This is a genomic window from Micromonospora citrea, assembly GCF_900090315.1.
Classification (GTDB): Bacteria; Actinomycetota; Actinomycetes; order Mycobacteriales; family Micromonosporaceae; genus Micromonospora; species Micromonospora citrea.
The window spans coordinates 1,892,786-1,914,780 of the sequence record NZ_FMHZ01000002.1 but is presented as its reverse complement, the minus strand read 5'-3'; the positions used below and the strand labels follow the sequence as shown (position 1 = coordinate 1,914,780).

Here is a 21,995-nt window from a genome sequence, read left to right as displayed (position 1 = left end):
GTCGCCGTCCGCTCAGTCGAGACGTCGCTCGACCGGCAGCCGGGACCGGGTGAACAGTCCCGCGCCGAGCATCGCGACAAGCGGCACCACCAGCAGGACGCCGAGGGTGGCCCAGGGGACCAGCACCGGGTACGGGTCCTGGACCGGCCACATCTCGGCGTACCGGCGGTTCAGCGCGGTCAGGATGATCACGGCCGAGCCGAGGCCGGCGCCGATGCCGAGCACCGAGCCCGACACGGCGATCACCCCCGCCTGACAGAGCGACAGCAGCCGGCGCAGCCCCGGGGCTGCGCCGACCGCGGCCAGGGTGGACAGGTCGGCCCGCCCCTCGGCCGCCGCCAGCCCCGTGGCCATGCCGGCGGCCCCCAGGGTGATCACCCCGGCCGCGGCGGCCAGCAGGAGCAGCGCCGGCCGCTCGTCGTCGCCCGAGCCGCCCGACTCGAACTCCAACTGCACCCCGAACGGCCGCAGGGCGGTGCGGAACCGCTCCTGCCGCTCCTCGCCGGGCGCGCCGTCGGCCGACACCGCCCAGCCGACCGGGTGGGCGGTCAACCCGAGCCGGTCGGCCGCCTGCGGGGACACCAGCAGCCGCTGCGCGCCCAGGCCGGTGCGGAACGCGTACCCGTCGACGGTGGTGGGCGGGGGCGCCACGGACCCGTCCGGCCCGGAACGGGCGACCACGACGTCGACCCGGCCGTCGACCACGTAGCGCGGATCGGTCACCACCACCCCACCGGCCCGCAGCACGGCGGTGGCGGCGGCCACCTCGGCGGGACCGGCCCCGGTCAGGGCCGGCAGCACGGTGCCGTCGTCCACCACCGCCTGGAAGTACGTGCCGTACGGGGCGTGGTCGCCCGTGCAGCGGGCGTCGGCGAGCGCCCGGCGCTGCTCGGCGCGGCCGAGGCCGTCCCGCGACGGCCAGGGGCAGGCCCGCTCGGGCGGCAGCACCGGCGAGACCGAACAGGGGTCGGCACCGACGCCGCACCTCGCCTCGGCCACCGGCACGACGGTGCGGGCGCCCAGGTGGTCGCGGGCCGACCCGGCGACCTGCTCCAGGTTCGGGCGGCCGCCCCGCCGGTCCGGGGCCGGGTCGGCGCCGTCCTCCGGCAGGGTCACCAGCACGGTGCCGGGCGGGAGGCTCGGCGCGTACATGGCGTCCGACCGGGCGCGGTCGCTGGCCAGGTACGCCCCGACGGCGACGCTGCCGGCGACCGCCGCCATCACGGCCGAGATCGCCGGGGCGGCGGAGGACCGGTTGCGGCTGGCGTCGCGCAGGGCGATCCGCGGGGCCAGCGGCAGCGACCGGCCGAGCCGGGCGAGCAGGCCGACCAGCGTGGGGGTGGCGAGGACCAGTCCCAACTCGCCGAGGATCAGGCCGACGAGGAGCACCGCCGGCGCCGTCCGGGCGGCCCCGAACGCGGCGAGCGCCGCGCCGCCGACGGTCAGGGCCAGCCCCGCCACCGGCCAGCGCCGGCGGTGCGCCGGCGGGACACGGCGGCCGGCCAGTCCCGCCACCACGTCCTGCCGGGCGGCCGCCCAGGCGGGCGCCAGCGCGGCCAGCACCCCGGTCAGCACCGCGACGGCCGCGATCGCCACGAGGGCCTCCGGCCAGCAGCGGTACCCGCCGAAGCGTGCGCCGTAGAGGTGCTGTTCCACCAGCGGGCGGCCGGCGAACGCGGCGGCGACGCCCAGCGTCACCCCGGTGGCGGCCCCGAGGGCGCCCAGCACCACGCCGTCGGCCAGCACGATGCGGCGCAGGTGGGCGTCGTCCCCGCCGGCCACCGCCACCAGCGCGAGATCGCGGCGTCGCCGGCGTACGCCGACGGCGAAGGCCGGCCCGACGAGCAGCACCACCTCCAGCAGCCCCAGCCCGCCGACGAGCACCGAGACGCTCATCCCCTCGACGTCCATGCCGGTGGAAGTGGCGAAGGGGGGCGAACCGGTGCCCGACGGCGGGGCCGGGGTGCGGGCGCGCACCACGACGCCCTGCTCGTTGAGCCGGCGGAACAACGCCTCGTCGACGCCGCCGGGCAGGTCCACGAGCCAGCTCGACTCCGGCTCGGCCGCCCGGCCCTCCGTCGACGGGTACAGCGTCACCACGGGCCCCAGGTCGTCGGGGTACTCGGCCACCCCGACCACCCGCCACGAGCGCGCGCCGTCGCCGGAGGTGACGGTGCCACCGGGACGGACGTCGAGGCGGCGCAGCGCCGCGGGGCTCGCCGCGATCTCGTCCGGCCCGGCCGGCGCCCGACCCGAGTGGAACCGCGCCAGCCCTCGGCCGAGCGGGTCGGCGAGGTCCACCTCCCGCCCGGTGACGCCGCCGACGACCCGCTCGCCGACGCGGGCGTCGAACGCCACCCACCGGCGCAGCGGGACGACCCGGCTCCCGGCCGGCAGCAGGGCGGTCACCTGCGCGGCGGTGACCGGCCCGGCCGGGACCAGGTTGTCTCCCGGGGAACCCCAGCCCTCGCCCCAGGCGTCCTGGAAGACCGGGCCCCGCGCCACCCAGAGCAGCTCCGCGTCCGCCGTGCCGAGCTGGCGGTCGTTCCGTTCGGCCCGGGTCAGGTCGGACATGTCCCAGCTCACCGCGGTGAAGGTCAGCACCAGCACCGGCAGCGTGATCATCGCGAGCACCAGCGCCGTACGCCCCCGCGCCCGGCGGGCCTCGCGCCGGGCGATCCGCAGCGCCGCCCACCAGGAACCGACGACGCCGGCGAGCCGGCCGCCCCGGCCCGCCGTCATCGACCGCTGCCGCTCAACAACTGCTCCACGCTGCCGAGCGGGGCGGTGGAGTCGACCAGCACCCCGTCGCGCAGGAACACCACCCGGTCGGCCCAGGCGGCGTGCCGCGCCTCGTGGGTGACCAGGACCGCGGCGGCCCCCGCGTCGACCCGCCGGCGCAGCAGGTGCAGCACGGCCTCGCCGGTCTGCGAGTCCAGCGCCCCGGTCGGCTCGTCGGCGAGCACCAGCCGGCGTTCGCCGACCAGCGCGCGGGCGATGGCCACCCGCTGCTGCTGGCCGCCCGAGAGCTGGTCGGGGAACCGGTCGCCCAGCTCGGGCAGGCCCACCTCGGCCAACGCGTCCAGCGCCAGCCGGCGGGCCCGCCGGACACCGGTCCCGTCCAGCTCCAGCGGCAGGGCGACGTTCTCCACGGCGGTGAGGCTGCCGAGCAGGTTGAGGTCCTGGAAGATGTAGCCGATCCGGCGGCGGCGCACCTGGGCGAGACGGCGCCGGTCCAGGGCGCCGAGCTGCTCGCCCTCGACGTACACCTCGCCGGCCGTCGGGCCGTCGAGCCCGCCGGCGAGGGCCAGCAGGGTGGACTTCCCGGAGCCGGAGGGGCCCATCACCGCGACGAGTTCCCCCGGGTGGACGGCGAGGCTCACCCCGCGCAGCGCGTGCACCGCCGCCGGCCCGACGCCGTGGGTGCGGTGCACGTCACGCACGTCGAGCACGGCCGTGGCCGGGCCTTCGCCCGCCGACGGGCCGCCCGCGTTCACCGTCGCGCCTCCTCGTCCGCCCGGTCCACCGCCTCGGCAGGGCTCGTCGGCAGCCGACCGGGCCCGGTCGGCCGGTAGCCCACGAGGCTGGTCTCGCAGTGGTCCAGCCAGCGCACCTCGGCCTCGGCCTGGAAGACCATGGCGTCCAGCACCAGCCGCCACGGCAGCTCCTCCGGGCGGTCGCTGGCGTACTTCAACCGGGTCAACTCCTGCAGCGTGCGCATGGTCGCGCTGCGCTGGGTCTGCACCACCGACCGCACGTCGACGCCGGGGGTGGTCAACGCGAGGGCCAGCTTGATCGCCAGTTCGTCGCGGGGCCGGTCGGTGCGGCTGACCGGGGTGGCGAACCACAGGGTCAGGTCCGCCCGCCCGGCGTCGGTGATCTCGTACGGGCGCTGCCCGGCCTCGCTCTCGGGAAGCGAGCGGACCAGCCCGTCCCGCTCCAGGCGGGACAGGGTGGTGTAGACCTGCCCGATGTTCAGCGGCCAGGTCGAGCCGGTCGACTCCTCGAACGCGGCGCGGAGCTGGTAGCCGTACATCTGGCCGCGCTCGAGCAGGGCGAGCAGCCCGTGACGGATGGACATGGGAACGGAGTATGCATACCTGGTATGCGACCCGCAACCGGAGCGTGACGGTGGGCAGCGGTGCTCAGGCGGGCCGACCGGGGAACGGCACGGTCGACGGGGTGATCCCGGCCGTCCGTCGCCAGCGGGTCGCCCGCAGGGCGTAGTCGACCAGGGCGGCCAGGGCCCGGTCCCGGTCGGCGCCGGTGGTGGCCGGGACCACCGCCCGCCAGAACGCCGCCGTGCGCTCCTCCACCTCGACGGCCAGCCGCAGCGCGCTGGCCCGGTCGGTCACCGGGAACGGCAGGGCGTAGCCCGCCCGGTCGGGCGGGACGGCGCCGCCGCCCGTGCTCAACCGCAGCACCAGGTCGTCGCGGCGACGCCGGTGCGCGGCCTCCGCCTCCCGGGCGGCCCGGCGGGCCGCGCCGGTGAGGCGCACCCCGATGGGGCCGTAGGCCCAGACCGCCGCGTACTCGGCGGTGAGCGCCGCGCCGAGGGCGTTCGGCGCGCCGGACGGTGTGGGTGCGGTCACCTCAGCGCCTCCACGTGCGTCGCCCGCGCGGCGACGATCGAGGCGAGCAGCGCGGCCCGCTCCGCCGGCGCCGCCGCGCAGGCGCTGGTCGCGTTCTTCCGGCCGGCGTCCTCGCGCTCGCGCAGCGCGGCCCGGGCCGCGGCCGGGTCGCCCGCCGGAGCCGGGGTGGCCGTGGCGGGCGCCGAGGGCAGCGGTACGCCGATCACCCGGGCCAGCTCGGCCGCGTGCGCGCCGTGCGCCTCGGCGATCGGGGTGAGGACCCCGGCCAGCGCGGGGTGCGCCGCGACCGCGTCGCGGTGTGCGGCGGCGAGCCGGAGCGCCTCGTCGAGCAGCGGCGTGAGCGGGTCGGGCCCGGGGGCGGGATCGTCGCCGCGGTCGAGAAGATCACAGGCGGTCAGCGGCGCGACCGCCCCGCCGAGCGCCAGGAGTGTCCCGGCGCGCAGCACTGTTCGCCGGGAATGCCCGGTTGCTCCGCCGCGTTGCGTCGTTCTGCCCGTCGCCACCGGACAAGTCAACACCATCACCCGCCGTACGTGGGTCACCGGCGTCGGTGCGCCGCCCGGTCCCGCGCACGGCAGGCGCGTTACGCTCTGCGCAGCCACCGGCGCGTCAGCTCCGGTGGCGTGCCGGCATGGCGACCGACCGGGCGCCGTCGATCACGAGAAGGGTGCGGAGATGACGCAGCGTGGCCGTGCCACGAGGTCGACGGGTCCGGCGGGCAGGCCCCGGCGCGCGGAGGCCCCCCGGGGCGGGGAACGCGCCGGCGGCCCGCGCGGCGACCTCGCCGCCCGGCGGGCCCGGCTGCGTGAGGTCATCGAGCCGGTGGTCGCCGGCGCGGGCTACGACCTGGAGGACCTCTCCGTCTCGCGCGCCGGCCGACGGCACGTGGTGCGGGTGATCGTGGACGCCGACGGCGGGATCAACCTGGACGCCGTCGCCGAGGTCTCCCGGGCCGTCTCCGCCGCCCTCGACGCGGCCGAGGAGGCCGGCGGCGACATCGTCGCCGGGGAATACCAGCTGGAGGTCAGCTCGCCCGGCGTGGACCGGCCGCTGACGCTGCCGCGGCACTGGCGGCGCAACGTCGGGCGGCTGGTCAAGGTGACCGCCCGCGGCGCCGCCGCCCCGCCCGGGCGGCGCGCCGAGCAGCCCGCCGGTGACCGGCAGGTCACCGGCCGGGTGGTCGAGGCCGACGACGAGCGCGTGGTGCTGGAGACCGACACCGGCCCCGCCACTTGGACGTACGCACAGCTCGGCCCCGGCCGGGTGCAGGTCGAGTTCCACCGCCTCGACGAGATCGAGGAGACGGACGAACCCGACGACATGGACGACACCGACGACTTCGACGACGAAGATGATGTGGAGGACGAGGAGAGGTGAACATCGACCTCGCGGCGCTGCGCGCACTCGAGCGCGAGCGGGAGATCCCGTTCGACACGATCCTCGCGGCGATCGAGACCGCGCTGCTGACCGCCTACCGGCACACCGAGGGGGCGGAACCCCACGCCCGGGTGGAGATCGACCGTAAGTCCGGCGCGGCCCTGGTCTACGCGCAGGAGCTGGACGACGACGGCACCGTGGTGCGGGAGTGGGACGACACCCCGCACGACTTCGGTCGGATCGCCGCCATGACCGCCAAGCAGGTGATCCTCCAGCGGCTGCGGGAGGCCACCGACGAGGTGCACTTCGGCGAGTACGTCGGCCGCGACGGCGACCTGGTCACCGGCGTGGTGCAGGCGCACGAGACCCGCCGCGAGAAGGGCATCATCAGCGTCGACCTGGGCAAGCTGGAGGGCGTCCTGCCCCAGTCCGAGCAGGTCCCGGGCGAGGATCCCCAGCACGGCGAGCGGATCCGCTGCGTGGTGGTGCACGTGGCCAAGGGGCTGCGTGGCCCGCAGGTGACGTTGTCCCGCTCGCACCCGGCCCTGGTGAAGAAGCTCTTCGCGCTGGAGGTGCCGGAGATCGCCGACGGCACCGTGGAGATCGCCGCGATCGCGCGTGAGGCGGGTCACCGTACGAAGATCGCGGTCCGTTCCACCGCTCAGGGCGTGAACGCCAAGGGTGCCTGCATCGGCCCGATGGGCCAGCGGGTCCGGGCCGTGATGAGCGAGCTGCACGGCGAGAAGATCGACATCATCGACTGGTCGGACGATCCGGCCACCTTCGTCGGCAACGCGCTGTCGCCGGCCAAGGCGCTGCGGGTCGAGGTGGTCGACCTGGCCAGCCGGACGGCCCGGGTGACCGTTCCGGACTTCCAGCTCTCCCTCGCCATCGGCAGGGAGGGGCAGAATGCCCGGCTTGCCGCCCGGTTGACCGGTTGGCGGATCGACATCCGGTCCGACGCGGAGCAGGCCGGCGCGGCGGGCCGGGGCGGGGCTGATCACGTCCCGGAACCGGGCGGCGCGATCTCGGGCGCCTAGGGGTAGACTTCCTCCAGTGGTACGACGCGCGCTGCCGGAGCGCACCTGTGTGGGTTGCCGGCGTCGTGCGCCGGCCAGCGAATTGCTGCGGATCGTCGCGGTCGGCGACGAGGCTGGTCACAGCCTTCGGCCCGATCCGGCCCGCAGGCTGCCGGGTCGGGGAGCGAACATGCACCCGGATCCGGCCTGCTTCGCGCAAGCGGTGCGGCGGCGCGCCTTCGGGCGGGCGCTGCGCATCACCGGGGTCCTCGACCACGGTGAGCTTGCCGAGCACGTCGATGCGCCAACCACTACGTCCGGTCAGCCCGACCGGGCGAGGGTCGCTAGCAGGGTAGGACGACCGACATGAGCACACGATGAAGTCCCTGAAATGACCAGGCTTCAAGTGCACGAGTGAGGTCGCTGCGGGTGCTGCCCGCACGACCTCGGAGTGAGGAGTGCAGTGGCAGGTAAGGCCCGCGTACACGAGCTTGCAAAAGAGCTCGGGGTCGAAAGCAAGACCGTTCTCGCCAAGCTCAAGGAGATGGGCGAGTTCGTGAAGTCCGCGTCCAGCACCGTCGAGGCGCCCGTCGCCCGACGGCTGCGTGGCGCATTCGTCGCGTCCGCCGGTGGTTCCTCGGCGCCGACCGCCCCGCCGGCGGCGGCCCCGAGCCCGGCACCGACCCCGACGCCGCCCCCGACCCCGGGTGCCCCCCGGGTCTCGGCCAAGCCGATGCCGCCCCGGCGGCCGGCCGCGCCGACCCCCGGACCGAAGCCCAAGGGCCCGGTCCCCGGCCCGCCGCAGGCGGCGACCCCGGTCGCCAAGCCGGCGAGCGCGCACGACATCGAGGTGGCGGCCGCCGAGGCGCGCGCCGCCGCGCTCAAGGCTGAGCAGGAGGCCGCGGTCAAGGCCGCGCAGGCCGCCCGCCAGCAGCAGCGGGAGAACGTCCGACGGGAGCCCCCGACCGAGGGTGGTCCCCGTCCGGGTCCGCGTCCCGGCCCGAACGCCGTGCCGCCCCGTCCGGGTTCCCCGGCCGCGGGTCGTCCCGGCGCCCCGCAGCCGGGTCCGGGCGCCCGGCCGGGCGGTCGTCCGCCGGCGCGCGGCGCCGGCAACAACCCGTTCGGCATCCAGGGCGGCCAGCAGCAGCGGCCGCCGGCCGCCGGTGCCGGTGGCCCCCGGCCCAGCCCGGCGGGCATGCCGCCGCGGCCCAGCCCGGCCTCCATGCCGCCCCGGCCCAGCCCGGCGTCCATGCCGAGCCAGCGCCCCACCACCGGCCGCCCCGGCGGTCCCGGCGGCGGGCGTGGCGGCCCCGGTGGCGGCGCGGGTCGTCCCGGTGGCGGCGGTGGTTTCCGCGGCGGTCCCGGTGGCGGTGGCGGCGGCGGTGGTTTCCGCGGCGGTCCCGGTGGCGGCGGCGGTGGCTACCGCGGCGGTCCCGGTGGCGGCGGCGGTGCTCCCGGTGGCGGTTTCCGTCCGGGTGCCCCGGCCGGTGGCGGCGGTCGTCCCGGTGGCGGCGGTCGTGGCCGTGGCGGCGGCGCCGCGGGCGCCTTCGGGCGTCCGGGTGGCCGGCCGACCCGTGGTCGCAAGTCCAAGAAGCAGCGCAGACAGGAGTTCGACAACCTGTCGGCCCCGACCATGAGCTCGGGCGCTCCCCGGGGTCAGGGTCAGGTCATCAGGCTCTCCCGTGGCGCCTCGCTGTCGGACTTCGCCGACAAGATCAACGCCAACCCGGGTTCGCTGGTCCAGGAGATGTTCAACCTGGGCGAGATGGTCACCGCGACCCAGTCCTGCTCCGACGACACCCTGCTGCTGCTGGGTGAGCACCTCGGCTTCAACGTGCAGATCGTCAGCCCGGAGGACGAGGACCGCGAGCTGCTCGCGCAGTTCAACATCGACCTCGACGCCGAGGTCGCGGAGGACCGCCTGGTCAGCCGTGCGCCGGTGGTGACCGTCATGGGTCACGTCGACCACGGTAAGACCAAGCTGCTCGACGCGATCCGCAAGGCGAACGTCGTGGCCGGCGAGGCGGGTGGCATCACCCAGCACATCGGGGCCTACCAGGTCCACGTCCCGCACGAGGGCGAGGACCGGGCGGTGACCTTCATCGACACCCCGGGTCACGAGGCGTTCACCGCCATGCGTGCCCGTGGTGCCCAGGTCACCGACATCGTGGTGCTGGTGGTGGCGGCCGACGACGGCGTGATGCCGCAGACGATCGAGGCGTTGAACCACGCCAAGGCGGCCGACGTGCCGATCGTGGTGGCGGTCAACAAGGTCGACAAGCCGGAGGCCAACCCGGACAAGGTCCGCCAGCAGCTGACCGAGTACGGGCTGGTCGCCGAGGAGTACGGCGGCGACACGATGTTCGTCAACGTGGCGGCGAAGCCGGGCATCGGCATCGACGACCTGCTCGAGGCGGTCCTGCTGACCGCCGACGCGTCGCTGGAGCTGACCGCTCCGATCGACGGGCCGGCGCAGGGTGTGGCCATCGAGGCGCACCTGGACAAGGGCCGCGGTGCGGTGGCGACGGTGCTGGTGCAGAAGGGCACCCTGCGGGCGGGCGACTCGATCGTCGCCGGCGGGGCGCACGGCCGGGTCCGGGCGATGCTCGACGAGAACGGCAACCAGGTCGCCGAGGCGGGTCCGGCCCGTCCGGTCCTGGTGCTCGGTCTGACCGCGGTGCCGGGTGCGGGTGACACCTTCCTGGCGGCCGAGGACGACCGCACGGTGCGCCAGATCGCCGAGCAGCGGCAGGCGCGGCGGCGGGCGGCGGCGTTCGCCAACTCCCGCGGCCGGGCGACCCTCGAGACGCTCATGGAGCAGCTCAAGGAGGGCGAGAAGACCTCGCTCAACCTGGTGCTCAAGGGCGACGTCTCCGGTTCCGTGGAGGCCCTCGAGGACGCGCTGTTCAACCTCGACATCCCGGAGGAGGTCCAGCTCAGGATCATCCACCGGGGCGTGGGTGCGATCACCGAGAGCGACGTCATGCTCGCGAGCGCCTCGTCCGAGGCGGTCACGATCATCGGCTTCAACGTGCGGGCCGCCAACAAGGTCCGCGAGATGGCCGACCGCGAGGGCGTGGAGATCCGGTACTACACCGTCATCTACCAGGCCATCGAGGAGATCGACGCCGCGCTCAAGGGGCTGCTCAAGCCGGAGTACGAGGAGGTCGAGCTGGGCAGCGCGGAGATCCGCGACGTCTTCCGCTCGTCCAAGGTCGGCAACATCTCCGGTTGCATCGTCCGGTCGGGTGTCATCCGGCGCAACGCCAAGGCGCGCCTGCTGCGCGACGGCTCGGTGGTGGCGGACAACCTCACCATCAGCTCGCTCAAGCGGTTCAAGGACGACGCCACGGAGGTTCGCGAGGGCTTCGAGTGTGGTCTGACCCTGGGTGGTTACAACAACGTCCAGGTCGGCGACATCATCGAGACCTTCGAGATGCGGGAGAAGGCTCGCGCCTGATCCGGTGAACCACTGATCAAGGGGTTTACGCCGAAAGGCGTAAACCCCTTGATCATGTGGGGGTCCGGCCGGGTATCGTCCGGGGCGATGTTCACCGGAACCGCGGTCTTCGACCTGCTGCTGCCGGGCGACTCCCGGTCGCTCAAGGCCAAGAGATCATACGTACGCCCGATCGTGGCGGCCCTGCGCCGCTTCGAGGTCTCGGCCGCCGAGGTCGGGGCGTTGGACCTGCACGGTCGGGCCGAGATAGCCGTGGCCGTGGTGGCCGCCGAGGCGTCGCACGTCCGCGAGGTGCTGGACTCCTGCGAGCGCCTGGTGGCCGGCCGGCCGGAGGCCGAGTTGCTCTCGGTGCGCCGGCGGCTCTACGGCGAGGAGGACTGACCCGCCGGGCGCGCGCACCTGCGCGCCCCGGCGTGACGGGGCCGGCGTGGACCCGTACGCGCCGGGCGGGGTGACAAGGTCGGCGCGGGCCCTGTGGCCCTGTGGGCCGGCGGAGGACGGGGCCGGCGGCGCGGATGCGCGCGGCGGGCGTGACCCCGTCGGCGTGGGGTGTGCCGGGGCCACCGCGGCCGGGTTGGCGCACCACCGGCGGCGCGCGGCGGCGGTTGCCGCGCGGGTAGTGTTCGAGATGTTGGCCGGTCGGCTCCGGGGGCGCTCCGCGTCACCGGTGACGGCTGGGAGCGGGACGCCGTGGAGGTGGCGATATGTCGGATCCGGCCAAGGTACGCCGGCACGCGGAGCGGGTGCGTGAACTGGTCGCGTCGGTGGTGCGCAGCCAGATCAAGGACCCCCGGCTTGGCATGATCACCATCACCGACGCCCGGATCACCGCCGACCTGCGTGACGCGACCGTGTTCTACACGGTGCTCGGCGACGCGGCGGCCCAGGCCGGCACCGCCGCGGCGCTGGAGAGCGCCAAGGGCATGCTGCGCAGCACGGTCGGCAAGGCGCTCGGGCTGCGGCACTCGCCGACCCTGACCTTCGTCCTCGACGACGTGCAGGACCAGGTCAAGCACATCGACGACCTGCTCGCCCAGGCCCGCAACGCCGACGCCGAGGTGCAACGGCTCGCCGCCAGGGCCGAGTACGCGGGCGAGGCCCAGCCGTACCGGCTGGAGGAGGACGAGGACGAGGCCGCCCAGGGCGACGAGGACGAGGACGAGGACGATACCCCCCGGGGCGGGGACCGTCGGTGACCGGAACCTCCGGAGACCCGGCCGGTGGCGCACTCGCCGAGGCGACGCCGCCGGCCGACTCCGGCCCGACCGAGGCCGACTGGGCGGCGGCCGTGGCGGCGGTGCGGGCCCTGCCGCCGGACGGGCGGGTGCTGCTCATCTGCCACGTCAACCCCGACGGCGACGCGCTGGGCAGCATGCTCGGCTTCGGCCTCGGGCTGCGCCGGCTCGGCGTACGCCAAATGCAGGCCACCTTCCCCGGCCCGCCGGAGGTGCCGGAGTCGTTCCGTGAGCTGCCCGGGCTCGACCTGCTCGTGCCGGCGACCGAGGCGTACGCCGACCCCGAGCTGGTCATCTGCTTCGACGCGGCCAGCGAGTCCCGGCTCGGCGAGCTGGCCGACCGGCTGGCCACCGCCGGCGGCGCGCTGGTGCTCGACCACCACGCGTCGAACACCCGCTTCGGCCGCGTCAACCTGGTGGACCGGCACGCGGCGGCCACCTCGGTGGTCGCCGAGGAGCTGCTCGCCCGGCTCGGCGTCGACCTGGACGCGGCCATCGCGGAGTGCCTCTACGTCGCCCTGAGCACCGACACCGGCTCGTTCCGGTTCGAGGCGACCACCCCGGCGGTGCACCAGCTCGCGGCGCGCCTGCTCGCCACCGGCATCCGCCCCGGCGACATCTCCCGTCGGATCTTCGACACCCGGCCCTTCGGCGCCGTGCGCCTGTTCGGCGAGGTGCTCGGCCGGGCACGCCTGGAGCCCGCCGCGGCCGCCGGGCACGGCCTCGTCTGGACGTACGCGACCCAGGACGACCTGGCCCGGCACGACCAGCGGCCGTACGTGCTCGAGGCGCTCATCGACTCGGTCCGGTGCACCGCCGAGGCCGACGTGAGCTGCGTGGTCAAGCAGACCGCGACCGGCGACTGGGCGGTTTCCATGCGCAGCAAGGGCGCGGTGGACGTCAGCCGGGTGGCGGTCGCGCTGGGCGGCGGCGGGCACCGCTTCGCCGCCGGATTCACCGGTCGGGGCACCGTCGACGAGGTCGTCGACCGGATCCGCGCGGAGCTCGGCGGCGCGCTGACGGGGCCGGTCCGGCGCTGACCGGCCCCTCGCCGGGAAAGATCAGGGTCAGCTCGGGGGAGTGTCCGTCTTTCCGGGGCCGGCGAGTACGGGGAGAATCGCGGGATGGAGCAGCCCCACGAGCTCACCGTCGAGGCGCCCCGCGCCTGGGACCGTCCCGCCGTCACCGTGCCGGTGCTCGTCTGCCTCTCGCTGGTCGGCGGCCGGTTTCCGTCGTTCTCGACGGAGGCCAACCTCTGGACCCTCGGCACCGGCGGCGTACTGATCTGGCTGGGCCTGAGCAACCGGGTGCCCCGGCGGCCCGCACCCCGGCGGCTCGGCGCCCCGGCGGCCTGGTGGGCCCTGCCGGTGGTGGTCTTCGGGGTCTTCGAGGGCACCACGTTCGTGCTGGCGGCGGGGGACGAGTTTCCCACCTTCTCCCGGCTGGCCGACCCGCTGCTGGAGGACCGGTTGGTCCGCTCGGCGGCCTGGCTGGCCTGGCTGTCGGCGTTCTGGGGGTTGGTGCGGCGATGATGCGTGCACTGGCGATCGGCGGCTTTCTGGTGGCGCTGGCGCTCTTCGCCGCCGTGGAGTGGGCCGCCCGGCGGGAGGGCTCCCGGATCCCGACCCTCGGGGAGGTCTGCGCGTACGTCATGCGCTACGAGGTGGGCCCGGTGCCGGTCGGCCGGATCGGGCTGTTCGGCTTCTGGTGGTGGCTCGGCTGGCACTTCCTGGCCCGCTGACCGCCGACGCCGCATCCCCCGATCGTGGCGGCACCCGCCCGACGGACCAACGTGAGTCCAGATCGCGGGAACCGTGGGCAGCATGTGGACCTGAACGATAGCTTGGGAATCGGCCGGCGTCGTGTGGCGGCGCTGGTCGTGGGCGGTGCGGCCACACCCGGCAACACCTCCCTCCAGGGTCGATCGACCCGGGCTCACGCTGCCCACCAGCTGCTCCGGTGACCCCGGACCGCTGCCGGGCGCTCAGCACGCCGCCCGTGAGGGCCGCCGTCGTGTCGGTGGCCCGCGCCCTGGAAGGGGACCACCATGCCGAACAAGCCCAAGCCCGAGACCACCGACGAGGCCCGCGAGCAGATGCGCCGCGCGCTGCAGACCTCGATGGACACCCGTCAGTGACGCAGACCGACCGGCGGTGACGCCGACCTGCACCGCACGCTGCCCGGCGTCCCGCGCCGACCGGCGGTGACGCCTCCGACGTCCCACCCCGGCAGCGTCACCGCCCGCCCGGCCTCAGCGGGTGACGGGGCCGTTCGGGGTGTGACGTCGGCGGTGTCGCGGCCCGCCCGGCCTCAGCGGGTGACGGGGTCTGGCACGACGGGCAAACTCGCCGGTCCCACCTCGGCTGGCACGACGGGCAAACTGGCCGGTCCCACCTGAGGTTCGGCGCACCGGGTGACGGTCGCCGACCTGGACGACGGGCCGCCCCGACCGCCGCCGTTCGCCGCCTTCCCGCCGATCCTGGTACCCAAGGGCCCCTCCAGGGGCCACTTCCCTGCCAAGATCCACCGCCACCCCCCGCCCGCCAGCCACCACCCCCCGGCCCGCCACCCGCCTGCTGCCCGTGTTGCCTGCTGCGGGTGCCGTCCAGCGTCCGGGTCGCTGGCGTCGGCGCAGGTGATCGCTCGCTCGGTACGGGCTTGAATCGTCTGCGACATCAGATCGACAGCGCTGGCGGAGTGTGACCGTTGCCGGACGCCAGCGCGGCACCCGGTCGGCGGTAAGCGGCTGCGCACCTTGCGTCCCTTACGCTGGGCGTGCCATGATCGGCGGCGATGAGTCAGCCCACCGTCACCGATGCCCGGGCTGCCGCCGCGCCCCGCCGGATCGCCGCGCTCGCCCTGCCGGCACTCGTGGTGCTGGCCGCCGAACCGCTCTACGTGCTCGTGGACACGGCGGTGGTGGGGCACCTCGGCCGCGTGCCACTCGCCGCGCTCGCCGTCGGCGGCACGGTGCTGACCCTCATCGCCTGGCTCGGCACGGTGGTCGCGTACGGCACCACGGGGCGGTCGGCCCGGCGATTCGGGGCCGGCGACCGGGCCGCCGCCGTCGCCGAGGGCGTGCAGTCCTCGTGGCTGGCCCTCGGGGTGGGCGTGCTGGTCGCGGTCGGCATGCAGGTCGGCGGCGGGGCGTTGGCGCGTACCCTCGCCGGAGGGCCGGGCGAGGTGGCCGACGCCGCCGCGCAGTGGCTGCGGGTCGCGGCGCTCGGCGCACCGGGCCTGCTGCTCGCCGCCGCCGGCAACGGCTGGCTGCGCGGCGTGCAGGACACCCGCCGGCCGCTGGTGTTCGTGCTGGGCCCGAACCTGCTCTCCGCCGTGCTCTGCCCCCTGCTGGTCTATCCGGCGGGGCTCGGCCTGGTCGGCTCGGCGGTGGCCAACGTGGTCGCCCAGACCGTCTCCGGCCTGCTCTTCGCCGGTGCGTTGGTCGCCGAGCGGGTCCCGCTGCGGCCGCGGCCGCGGCTGATCGGGCAGCAGCTGGTGCTCAGCCGGGACCTGCTGATCCGGGGCGTCGCGTTCCAGGCCAGCTTCCTCTCGGCCACCGCCGTGGCCGCGCGTTTCGGCGCCGCCGCCGTGGGCGCCCACCAGATCGCCCTGCAACTGTGGTTCTTCACCGCACTGGTGCTCGACGCGCTCGCCATCGCCGCCCAGTCGCTGATCGGCGCCGCGCTCGGCGCCGGCGACGAAGCCGGGGCGCGTGCTCTCGCCCGCCGGATCGGGCTGCTCGGCGGCGCCTGCGGCGTGGCGTTCGCCGTGCTCATCGCCGCCGGCGCCGGCGTGGTGCCCGGCCTGTTCAGCACCGATCCACAGGTACGCGACCAGGCGATGGTGGCCTGGCCGTGGTTCGTGGCGATGCAGCCGCTCGCCGGCGTCGTGTTCGCCCTCGACGGCGTGCTGATCGGCGCCGGCGACGTCCGCTACCTGCGCAACCTGACCATCGTGGCGGCCCTCGGCGGCTTCCTGCCCGCCATCTGGCTGGCCTACGGGCTCGACCTCGGGCTCGGCGGCATCTGGGCCGGGCTCACGCTGTTCGTGGTGATCCGGCTGGTCGCCCTGCTGCTGCGGCTGCGCTCGGGCGGTTGGGCCGTGGTCGGCGCGGTGCGCTGACCGCACCCGTCCGGGCGCTCCCGCGGCTCAGCAGCTTTCGCCGTCGCCGGGACGCCAGCCCGGGTCGTAGACGTTGCCTGTCGGCCGTGCCGAGGGCCGGCTGCGCAGCGGCTCCTTGGGGGCGAGGGCCAGGAACCCCCGCTTGATCCCGGCGCAGTCGGCGTTGTAGAGGGTGCTCGCCGCCTCGTGTACCCACAGCCCACGGGACGAGGACCGGACGTCGTCGGGGTGCGGGACGTGCCAGACCACCTCGTCACGCACGGTGACCAGCTCGGCTCCCGGCGGGTACTCCTGCGCCCGCCAGAGGTCGAAGTGGTAGACCCAGATGAAGCTGGTGGTGATCTCCAGCACCCGGATGCCGTCGGGGTCGGTGGTCGCCCGGTAGGTGACGGTGCCCCGCGCGCGCACCGTGTCGGCGTTGTCCAGCCGCGGGTCGGCCTCGTCGTCGACCCGGGTCACGTAGTTCAGCGCCGCGCCGTCGGCCAGGTCGCGCCGGACCTCGTCCCGGTTGTCCGGCGCGATCAGCCCGAGGAAGGGCTCCGGGTCGTTGACCACGAGCATCGACCTGTCGACGCGGCCCTTGACGAGCACCTGCCGGACCTTCGCCAGGCCCTCGGCGACCTGCTTCGCGGTGAACGGCGCGGCCGCCTTCGCCGGCGGCGTGACGATGGCGTCCTTCCCGGCGGCGAACGACTCCGCCGGGGTGGCCGCCCACGGGCTCACCGAGTTGCCGTCGGCGTCGGTGGGACGGACCTGGCCGGGCACGGCCCGGCGGTCGGGCAGGATGGGCTCGTTGTCGCGGACCCGCTCGTAGACGCCGAGTCCGATGGTGCCCACCACCGCGAGGAACGAGAGCGTCACCAGGGCGGCGACGCCGCCCAGCAGCTTCCCGCTGTGCCTCGCCCAGCCCAGCCGCAACCGCTCCGGGCGGGTCAGCGTGTGCTCCGTCTCCGGCTCGCGCATCCAGGTCGGGACACGGACCGGCTCCGCGGGCTGGTCGGCGTACGGGTCGAAAGGCGCGGTCGGCCGCTGGTGGGTGCTCATTCGGACTGTCCAGGTGGGGTGGGTGGAGGGGGCGCATGATCTTCGCACCCGCCGCGCCCCGGCGTGGTCCCGTGCGATCCCGGGCGGGCAACGCTGGCCGACCGGTGGACGCCGCGCCGGCCGTCCACCCGACCCGTGTACGGCGGCGACAGGGCGTCGGAGCCGGTCTGGCAGGCTTGGGTGTCGTGAGCGCAGACGGTCTGATCGTGGTCGACAAGCCCGGCGGCATGACGTCGCACGACGTGGTGGCGCGGATCCGCCGGTTGGCGCGGACCCGCCGGGTGGGGCACGGCGGCACCCTCGACCCGATGGCGACCGGCGTACTGGTGATCGGGGTCGGCCGGGCCACCCGCCTGCTCACCTACGTGATCGGCGCGCACAAGAGCTACACGGCCACCGTCCGGCTCGGCCAGGCCACCGTCACCGACGACGCCGAGGGCGACGTGATCGCCACCACCCCGGCCGGGCAGGTCACCGACGAGGCGATCCGGGCCGCCCTGGCCGCGCTGACCGGCGAGATCGAGCAGGTGCCGAGCGCGGTCAGCGCCATCAAGATCAACGGTCAGCGGGCGTACAAGCGGGTCCGCGAGGGAGAGAGCGTCGAGCTGCCCGCCCGCCGGGTCACCGTCTCCCGGCTGGACCTGCTCGCGGTGCGCCGCGACCGGCCCGACGTGGTGGACGTGGACATCGACGTGACCTGCTCCTCCGGGACGTACATCCGGGCCATCGCCCGGGACGCGGGCCTGGCGCTCGGGGTGGGTGGACACCTGACCGCGCTGCGGCGTACCGCCGTCGGCGACTTCACCCTCGCGGAGGCCGCCACCCTCGACGACCTGGAGCGGCGCGCGCCCGAGGTCGTGGGCCTGCCGCTGGCGGAGGCGGCCGGCCGGTCCTTCGCGCGGCGGGACGTCGGCGCCGACGAGGCGAAGGTGCTCTCCCACGGCGGGCCGCTCGACCCGGCGGGGATCTCCGGCCCCTACGCGGTCTTCGGCCCCGACGGCGGGCTGATCGCCATCGTCAGCGAGCGGGACGGCCGGGCCCGCGCGGAGATCGTGCTCGCCCCCGCCTGACGGCGGGGCGGATCGTGGGACCGGCGGCCGGCGCGGCCCGCCGGACAGGCAGGGGAGGAGCGCAATGCAGCGGTGGCGGGGGTACGACGCGGCGCCCGGTGGTTGGGGACGGTCGGTCGTCACCATCGGCGTCTTCGACGGCGTGCACAAGGGGCACCAGGCGACCATCGGGCACGCCGTGGCGCGGGCCCGGGAACTGGGCGTGCAGTCGGTGGTGGTGACCTTCGACCCGCACCCGGCCGAGGTGGTCCGCCCCGGCTCGCACCCGGCGGTGCTCACCGAGCCCGCCCGCAAGGCCGAGCTGATCGAGGCGCTCGGCGTGGACGTGCTCTGCGTGGTGCCGTTCACCCCGGAGTTCTCCCGGCTGCCCGCCGAGGCGTTCGTGCACGACGTCCTGGTGGAGCACCTGCACGCCGCCCTCGTGGTGGTGGGGGACAACTTCCGCTTCGGCCACAAGGCCGCCGGCGACGTGGCGCTGCTGGAGCGGCTGGGCCGCACCTTCGGCTTCGGCGTCGAGGGGGCCCCGCTGGTCGCCGAGGCGGGCACGGTCTTCTCCTCGACCTACATCCGCTCCTGCGTCGACGCGGGGGACGTGGGGGCCGCCGCCGCGGCGCTCGGCCGCCCGCACCGGCTGGAGGGCGTGGTGGTCCGCGGCGACCAGCGCGGCCGCGAGCTGGGCTTCCCCACCGCCAACCTGCTCTGCCACCGGTACGCGGCGGTGCCCGCCGACGGCGTCTACGCGGCCCGGCTGGTGCGCCGGGGCCACCCCGAACCGCTGGCGGCGGCGGTGTCGGTCGGCACCAACCCGACCTTCTCCGGGCGCGAGCGGCGGGTGGAGGCGTACGTGCTGGACTTCTCCGGCGACCTCTACGGCGAGCGGCTGGCGCTGGACTTCGTGGCGCACCTGCGCGGGCAGGTCCGCTACGACGCGGTCGAGCCGTTGATCGCCCAGATCGAGCAGGACGTGGAGCGTACCCGGCGAGCTGTCGGCTGACGGCGCCGCGCCCTTGACCGGCCGCCGCCGGGCCGTGCTGGTAGTCTGGCGGGGACGTCGGCTGACCGACGTGGGGCCTCGCGTGCCTGCACGACGCCGCGGGTGCGAGGTACCGGTCCGTTTCCGGTCCCCAGACCGATCCGACGGACACCATCGAACAACCCACGAAACAGGGAGAAAATGGCGCTCGACCAGGAAGCCAAGGCCAAGATCCGCGCGGAGTACGCGACCGCCGAGGGCGACACCGGTTCGCCGGAGGTGCAGGTCGCGGTCCTCACCAAGCGGATCGCCGAGCTCACCGAGCACCTGAAGGTGCACAAGCACGACCACCACAGCCGCCGTGGGCTGCTGCTGCTGGTCGGCCGTCGCCGTCGGCTGCTCAACTACGTCCAGAAGAAGGACATCAACCGCTACCGGTCGCTCATCGAGCGGCTCGGTCTGCGCCGGTGACGTGACGGGGGAGCGGCCTGCGGCCGCTCCCCCGTTCCGGTACCACTGAAGAAACGGGCCGTGCGACCACCCGACAGGGAGCCGGTCAGCGTACCGGTCTCCGGTAGTGGCCCCCGGGCACCCCGGCATCTCGCCGGCCACCCGGGCGCTTCGATCGAAGACCGGCCGTCTGAGCAGCTCCCCGCGTCGTGGGCCCCCGATGCGAAGGAGCACGACAGCACCATGACCGAGACCAACCTCGGCACCGAATCCCGCACCGCCGTGATCGACAACGGGTCCTTCGGCACCCGTGAGATCACCTTCTCCACCGGCCGGCTGGCTCGCCAGGCCGCCGGCTCCGTCGTCGCCCAGCTCGGCGAGACGGTCGTCCTCTCCGCCACCACCGCCGGCAAGCAGCCGAAGGAGCAGTTCGACTTCTTCCCGCTGACCGTCGACGTCGAGGAGCGGATGTACGCCGCGGGCCGGATCCCCGGCTCGTTCTTCCGCCGCGAGGGCCGCCCCAGCGAGGACGCGATCCTCACCTGCCGGCTGATCGACCGGCCGCTGCGCCCGTCGTTCGTCAAGGGCCTGCGCAACGAGGTCCAGGTCGTCGAGACCGTCCTCGCGCTCGACCCGCAGCACCCCTACGACGTGGTGGCGATCAACGCCGCGTCGATGTCGACCAAGCTCTCCGGCCTGCCGTTCTCCGGCCCGATCGGGGCGACCCGGATGGCGCACGTCGACGGCCAGTGGGTCGCCTTCCCGACCCACGAGGAGCTGTCCCGGGCCACCTTCGACATGGTGGTGGCCGGTCGCGCCCTGGCCGACGGCGACGTCGCGATCATGATGGTCGAGGCCGAGGCCACCGAGCACACCGTGGCGCTGGTCGCCGGCGGCGCCCCCGCGCCGACCGAGGAGGTCGTGGCGAGCGGCCTGGAGGCCGCCAAGCCGGCCATCCGCGAGCTGTGCCGGGCGCAGAGCGAGCTGGCCGAGGTGGCCGCCAAGCCGGTCGCCGAGTTCCCGGTCTTCCTCGACTACTCCGACGACGCCTACGACGCGGTGGCCGACCTGGCCCGCGCCGAGGTCGCCGAGGCCCTGAAGATCGCCGGCAAGGCCGACCGCGAGGAGGCCCTGGACCGGGTCAAGGCCAAGGTCGCCGAGGAGCTCGGCGGTCGCTTCGAGGGCCGGGAGAAGGAGCTCAGCGCCGCCTTCCGGTCGTTGACCAAGTCCGAGGTCCGCAACCGGGTGCTGCGCGAGCAGGTCCGCATCGACGGCCGCGGCCCGCGCGACATCCGTCCGCTCAGCGCCGAGGTGGGCGTGCTGCCGCGGGTGCACGGCTCGGCGCTGTTCGAGCGGGGCGAGACGCAGATCCTCGGCGTCACCACGCTCAACATGCTGCGCATGGAGCAGTCGCTGGACACCCTCTCCCCGGAGAAGTCCAAGCGCTACATGCACAACTACAACTTCCCGCCGTACTCGACCGGTGAGACCGGCCGGGTCGGCTCGCCGAAGCGGCGCGAGATCGGCCACGGCGCGCTCGCCGAGCGGGCGCTGATCCCCGTGCTGCCGTCGCGCGAGGAGTTCCCGTACGCCATCCGGCAGGTCTCCGAGGCGCTCGGCTCCAACGGCTCCACCTCGATGGGCTCGGTCTGCGCCTCGACGCTGGGCCTGCTCAGCGCCGGTGTGCCGCTGAAGGCGCCGGTCGCCGGCATCGCCATGGGCCTCATCTCCGACGAGGTCGACGGCAAGACCGAGTACGTGACGCTCACCGACATCCTCGGCGCCGAGGACGCGTTCGGCGACATGGACTTCAAGGTCGCCGGCACCCGGGAGTTCGTCACCGCCCTCCAGCTCGACACCAAGCTCGACGGCATCCCGTCGGACGTGCTGGCCGCCGCGCTCCAGCAGGCGCACGAGGCCCGGCAGACGATCCTCGACGTGATGCAGCGGGCGATCGAGTCCCCGGCCGAGATGTCGGACTACGCGCCGCGCGTCACCACCGTCAAGATTCCGGTCGACAAGATCGGCATGGTGATCGGCCCCAAGGGCCAGACGATCAACGCCATCCAGGACGAGACCGGCGCCGAGATCTCCATCGAGGACGACGGCACGATCTACGTCGGCGCGACCAACGGGCCGTCGGCCCAGGCCGCGGTCGAGCGGATCAACGCGATCGCCAACCCGACGCTGCCGAAGGTCGGCGACAAGTTCCTCGGCACGGTGGTCAAGACCGCCGCGTTCGGCGCGTTCATCTCGCTGCTGCCGGGCCGCGACGGCCTGCTGCACATCTCCAAGGTGGGCGACGGCAAGCGGGTCGAGAAGGTCGAGGACTTCCTCAACGTCGGCGACCGGGTCGAGGTCGAGATCGCGGACATCGACGCCCGCGGCAAGATCTACCTGGACAAGGTCCGCCCGGAGGGCGCCGAGGCGCCGGCCGAGGCCGCCGGCGGCGAGCGTCCGGCCGGCCGGGACCGGGGCGACCGGGGGCCGCGCGACCGCGGCGACCGCGAGCGCGGCGGCGACCGGGGCGGTCGTGGCCCGGCCGGCGGCGAGCGCGGCCAGGGCGGCGGCGAGGGTGGCGAGGGCGGCGAGCGTCCGCGTCGCCGCACCCGGCACAGCTGACGTCTGGCAATCGCACCACCCACCCCTCGTC

20 protein-coding genes are annotated in these 21,995 nt (G+C 74.9%); 14 read left to right on the top strand and 6 right to left on the bottom strand.

Going from position 1 to position 21,995, the window contains the following annotated elements; translation table 11 throughout:
• Window positions 1-12: 12 nt before the first annotated feature.
• The 5 genes from GA0070606_RS08820 to GA0070606_RS08800 all read right to left on the bottom strand — a co-directional run bounded on the left by GA0070606_RS08820 (window position 13) and on the right by GA0070606_RS08800 (window position 5,038).
• Window positions 13-2,742: an FtsX-like permease family protein gene (locus tag GA0070606_RS08820; RefSeq protein WP_091096673.1), complete on the bottom strand. Its 2,730-nt coding sequence runs from the start codon at window positions 2,740-2,742 to the stop codon at window positions 13-15.
• Complete coding sequence (locus GA0070606_RS08815) at window positions 2,739-3,497, bottom strand: ABC transporter ATP-binding protein (RefSeq protein WP_176737273.1); 759 nt, start codon at window positions 3,495-3,497, stop codon at window positions 2,739-2,741. The genes GA0070606_RS08820 and GA0070606_RS08815 overlap by 4 nt, the downstream gene beginning before the upstream one ends.
• On the bottom strand, window positions 3,494-4,081 hold the full coding sequence (locus tag GA0070606_RS08810; protein WP_091096671.1) for a PadR family transcriptional regulator: 588 nt from the start codon (window positions 4,079-4,081) through the stop codon (window positions 3,494-3,496). Before GA0070606_RS08810 ends, GA0070606_RS08815 begins: the two co-directional genes overlap by 4 nt.
• A gap of 64 nt (window positions 4,082-4,145) precedes the next feature.
• Entirely contained in the window at window positions 4,146-4,592 is a 447-nt protein-coding gene (locus GA0070606_RS08805; protein WP_091096669.1) for a ferritin-like domain-containing protein, read from the bottom strand.
• The gene (locus tag GA0070606_RS08800; protein WP_091096667.1) at window positions 4,589-5,038 is read right to left on the bottom strand and encodes a hypothetical protein; all 450 of its coding nucleotides are present in this window, start codon (window positions 5,036-5,038) and stop codon (window positions 4,589-4,591) included. Before GA0070606_RS08800 ends, GA0070606_RS08805 begins: the two co-directional genes overlap by 4 nt.
• 229 nt (window positions 5,039-5,267) lie before the next feature.
• Here GA0070606_RS08800 and rimP point away from each other — a divergent pair, with 229 nt between their 5' ends.
• The 10 genes from rimP to GA0070606_RS08750 all read left to right on the top strand — a co-directional run bounded on the left by rimP (window position 5,268) and on the right by GA0070606_RS08750 (window position 15,805).
• The gene (rimP, locus tag GA0070606_RS08795) at window positions 5,268-5,969 is read left to right on the top strand and encodes a ribosome maturation factor RimP (RefSeq protein ID WP_091096665.1); all 702 of its coding nucleotides are present in this window, start codon (window positions 5,268-5,270) and stop codon (window positions 5,967-5,969) included.
• A complete protein-coding gene (gene nusA, locus GA0070606_RS08790) occupies window positions 5,966-7,009 on the top strand; it encodes a transcription termination factor NusA (RefSeq protein WP_091096664.1) in 1,044 nt (347 codons plus the stop codon). The genes rimP and nusA overlap by 4 nt, the downstream gene beginning before the upstream one ends.
• 16 nt (window positions 7,010-7,025) lie before the next feature.
• The gene (locus GA0070606_RS08785; RefSeq protein ID WP_091096662.1) at window positions 7,026-7,358 is read left to right on the top strand and encodes a YlxR family protein; all 333 of its coding nucleotides are present in this window, start codon (window positions 7,026-7,028) and stop codon (window positions 7,356-7,358) included.
• A 93-nt stretch (window positions 7,359-7,451) separates the two neighbouring features.
• Window positions 7,452-10,448 carry a translation initiation factor IF-2 gene (gene infB / locus GA0070606_RS08780; protein ID WP_091096660.1) on the top strand — a complete coding sequence of 999 codons (2,997 nt, stop codon included), beginning with the start codon at window positions 7,452-7,454 and terminating at the stop codon, window positions 10,446-10,448.
• Between the two features lie 87 nt (window positions 10,449-10,535).
• Window positions 10,536-10,829 carry a DUF503 domain-containing protein gene (locus GA0070606_RS08775; protein ID WP_091096658.1) on the top strand — a complete coding sequence of 98 codons (294 nt, stop codon included), beginning with the start codon at window positions 10,536-10,538 and terminating at the stop codon, window positions 10,827-10,829.
• Between the two features lie 323 nt (window positions 10,830-11,152).
• A complete protein-coding gene (rbfA, locus tag GA0070606_RS08770) occupies window positions 11,153-11,644 on the top strand; it encodes a 30S ribosome-binding factor RbfA (protein WP_091096656.1) in 492 nt (163 codons plus the stop codon).
• Window positions 11,641-12,723 carry a DHH family phosphoesterase gene (locus GA0070606_RS08765; RefSeq protein ID WP_091096654.1) on the top strand — a complete coding sequence of 361 codons (1,083 nt, stop codon included), beginning with the start codon at window positions 11,641-11,643 and terminating at the stop codon, window positions 12,721-12,723. The genes rbfA and GA0070606_RS08765 overlap by 4 nt, the downstream gene beginning before the upstream one ends.
• A gap of 84 nt (window positions 12,724-12,807) precedes the next feature.
• Complete coding sequence (locus GA0070606_RS08760; protein ID WP_091096652.1) at window positions 12,808-13,215, top strand: hypothetical protein; 408 nt, start codon at window positions 12,808-12,810, stop codon at window positions 13,213-13,215.
• Entirely contained in the window at window positions 13,215-13,424 is a 210-nt protein-coding gene (locus tag GA0070606_RS08755) for a DUF6186 family protein (RefSeq protein WP_176737527.1), read from the top strand. The genes GA0070606_RS08760 and GA0070606_RS08755 overlap by 1 nt, the downstream gene beginning before the upstream one ends.
• A gap of 1,052 nt (window positions 13,425-14,476) precedes the next feature.
• The gene (locus tag GA0070606_RS08750) at window positions 14,477-15,805 is read left to right on the top strand and encodes an MATE family efflux transporter (protein ID WP_091096648.1); all 1,329 of its coding nucleotides are present in this window, start codon (window positions 14,477-14,479) and stop codon (window positions 15,803-15,805) included.
• 27 nt (window positions 15,806-15,832) lie between these two features.
• Here the strand turns inward: GA0070606_RS08750 and GA0070606_RS08745 are convergent, their stop codons facing one another.
• Entirely contained in the window at window positions 15,833-16,849 is a 1,017-nt protein-coding gene (locus GA0070606_RS08745) for a hypothetical protein (protein ID WP_091096646.1), read from the bottom strand.
• Window positions 16,850-17,034: 185 nt separating this feature from the next.
• Between GA0070606_RS08745 and truB the strand changes: the two genes are divergently transcribed.
• The 4 genes from truB (at window position 17,035) to GA0070606_RS08725 (ending at window position 21,964) form a co-directional block, all read left to right on the top strand.
• Window positions 17,035-17,919 (top strand): tRNA pseudouridine(55) synthase TruB, encoded by an 885-nt coding sequence (gene truB, locus GA0070606_RS08740; protein WP_091096645.1) that lies wholly within the window; start codon window positions 17,035-17,037, stop codon window positions 17,917-17,919.
• Window positions 17,920-17,983: 64 nt separating this feature from the next.
• Window positions 17,984-18,913, top strand: coding sequence for a bifunctional riboflavin kinase/FAD synthetase (locus tag GA0070606_RS08735; RefSeq protein WP_091096643.1), 930 nt, complete (start codon window positions 17,984-17,986; stop codon window positions 18,911-18,913).
• A gap of 180 nt (window positions 18,914-19,093) precedes the next feature.
• Window positions 19,094-19,363, top strand: a complete 270-nt coding sequence (gene rpsO / locus GA0070606_RS08730) for a 30S ribosomal protein S15 (RefSeq protein WP_043962418.1) — start codon at window positions 19,094-19,096, stop codon at window positions 19,361-19,363.
• A 222-nt stretch (window positions 19,364-19,585) separates the two neighbouring features.
• Window positions 19,586-21,964, top strand: coding sequence for a polyribonucleotide nucleotidyltransferase (locus tag GA0070606_RS08725; RefSeq protein ID WP_091096641.1), 2,379 nt, complete (start codon window positions 19,586-19,588; stop codon window positions 21,962-21,964).
• The last annotated feature ends 31 nt before the right edge of the window (window positions 21,965-21,995 follow it).

Excerpts from the sequence above, each read along its gene's own strand:
- GA0070606_RS08820 (WP_091096673.1), bottom strand. The coding sequence starts at position 2,742 with ATGACGGCGGGCCGGGGCGGCCGGCTCGCCGGCGTCGTCGGTTCCTGG.
- GA0070606_RS08810 (WP_091096671.1), bottom strand. The coding sequence starts at position 4,081 with ATGTCCATCCGTCACGGGCTGCTCGCCCTGCTCGAGCGCGGCCAGATG.
- rimP (WP_091096665.1), top strand. The coding sequence starts at position 5,268 with ATGACGCAGCGTGGCCGTGCCACGAGGTCGACGGGTCCGGCGGGCAGG.
- GA0070606_RS08775 (WP_091096658.1), top strand. The coding sequence starts at position 10,536 with ATGTTCACCGGAACCGCGGTCTTCGACCTGCTGCTGCCGGGCGACTCC.
- rbfA (WP_091096656.1), top strand. The coding sequence starts at position 11,153 with ATGTCGGATCCGGCCAAGGTACGCCGGCACGCGGAGCGGGTGCGTGAA.
- GA0070606_RS08760 (WP_091096652.1), top strand. The coding sequence starts at position 12,808 with ATGGAGCAGCCCCACGAGCTCACCGTCGAGGCGCCCCGCGCCTGGGAC.
- GA0070606_RS08755 (WP_176737527.1), top strand. The coding sequence starts at position 13,215 with ATGCGTGCACTGGCGATCGGCGGCTTTCTGGTGGCGCTGGCGCTCTTC.
- GA0070606_RS08750 (WP_091096648.1), top strand. The coding sequence starts at position 14,477 with ATGAGTCAGCCCACCGTCACCGATGCCCGGGCTGCCGCCGCGCCCCGC.
- GA0070606_RS08745 (WP_091096646.1), bottom strand. The coding sequence starts at position 16,849 with ATGAGCACCCACCAGCGGCCGACCGCGCCTTTCGACCCGTACGCCGAC.
- GA0070606_RS08735 (WP_091096643.1), top strand. The coding sequence starts at position 17,984 with ATGCAGCGGTGGCGGGGGTACGACGCGGCGCCCGGTGGTTGGGGACGG.
- rpsO (WP_043962418.1), top strand. The coding sequence starts at position 19,094 with ATGGCGCTCGACCAGGAAGCCAAGGCCAAGATCCGCGCGGAGTACGCG.
- GA0070606_RS08725 (WP_091096641.1), top strand. The coding sequence starts at position 19,586 with ATGACCGAGACCAACCTCGGCACCGAATCCCGCACCGCCGTGATCGAC.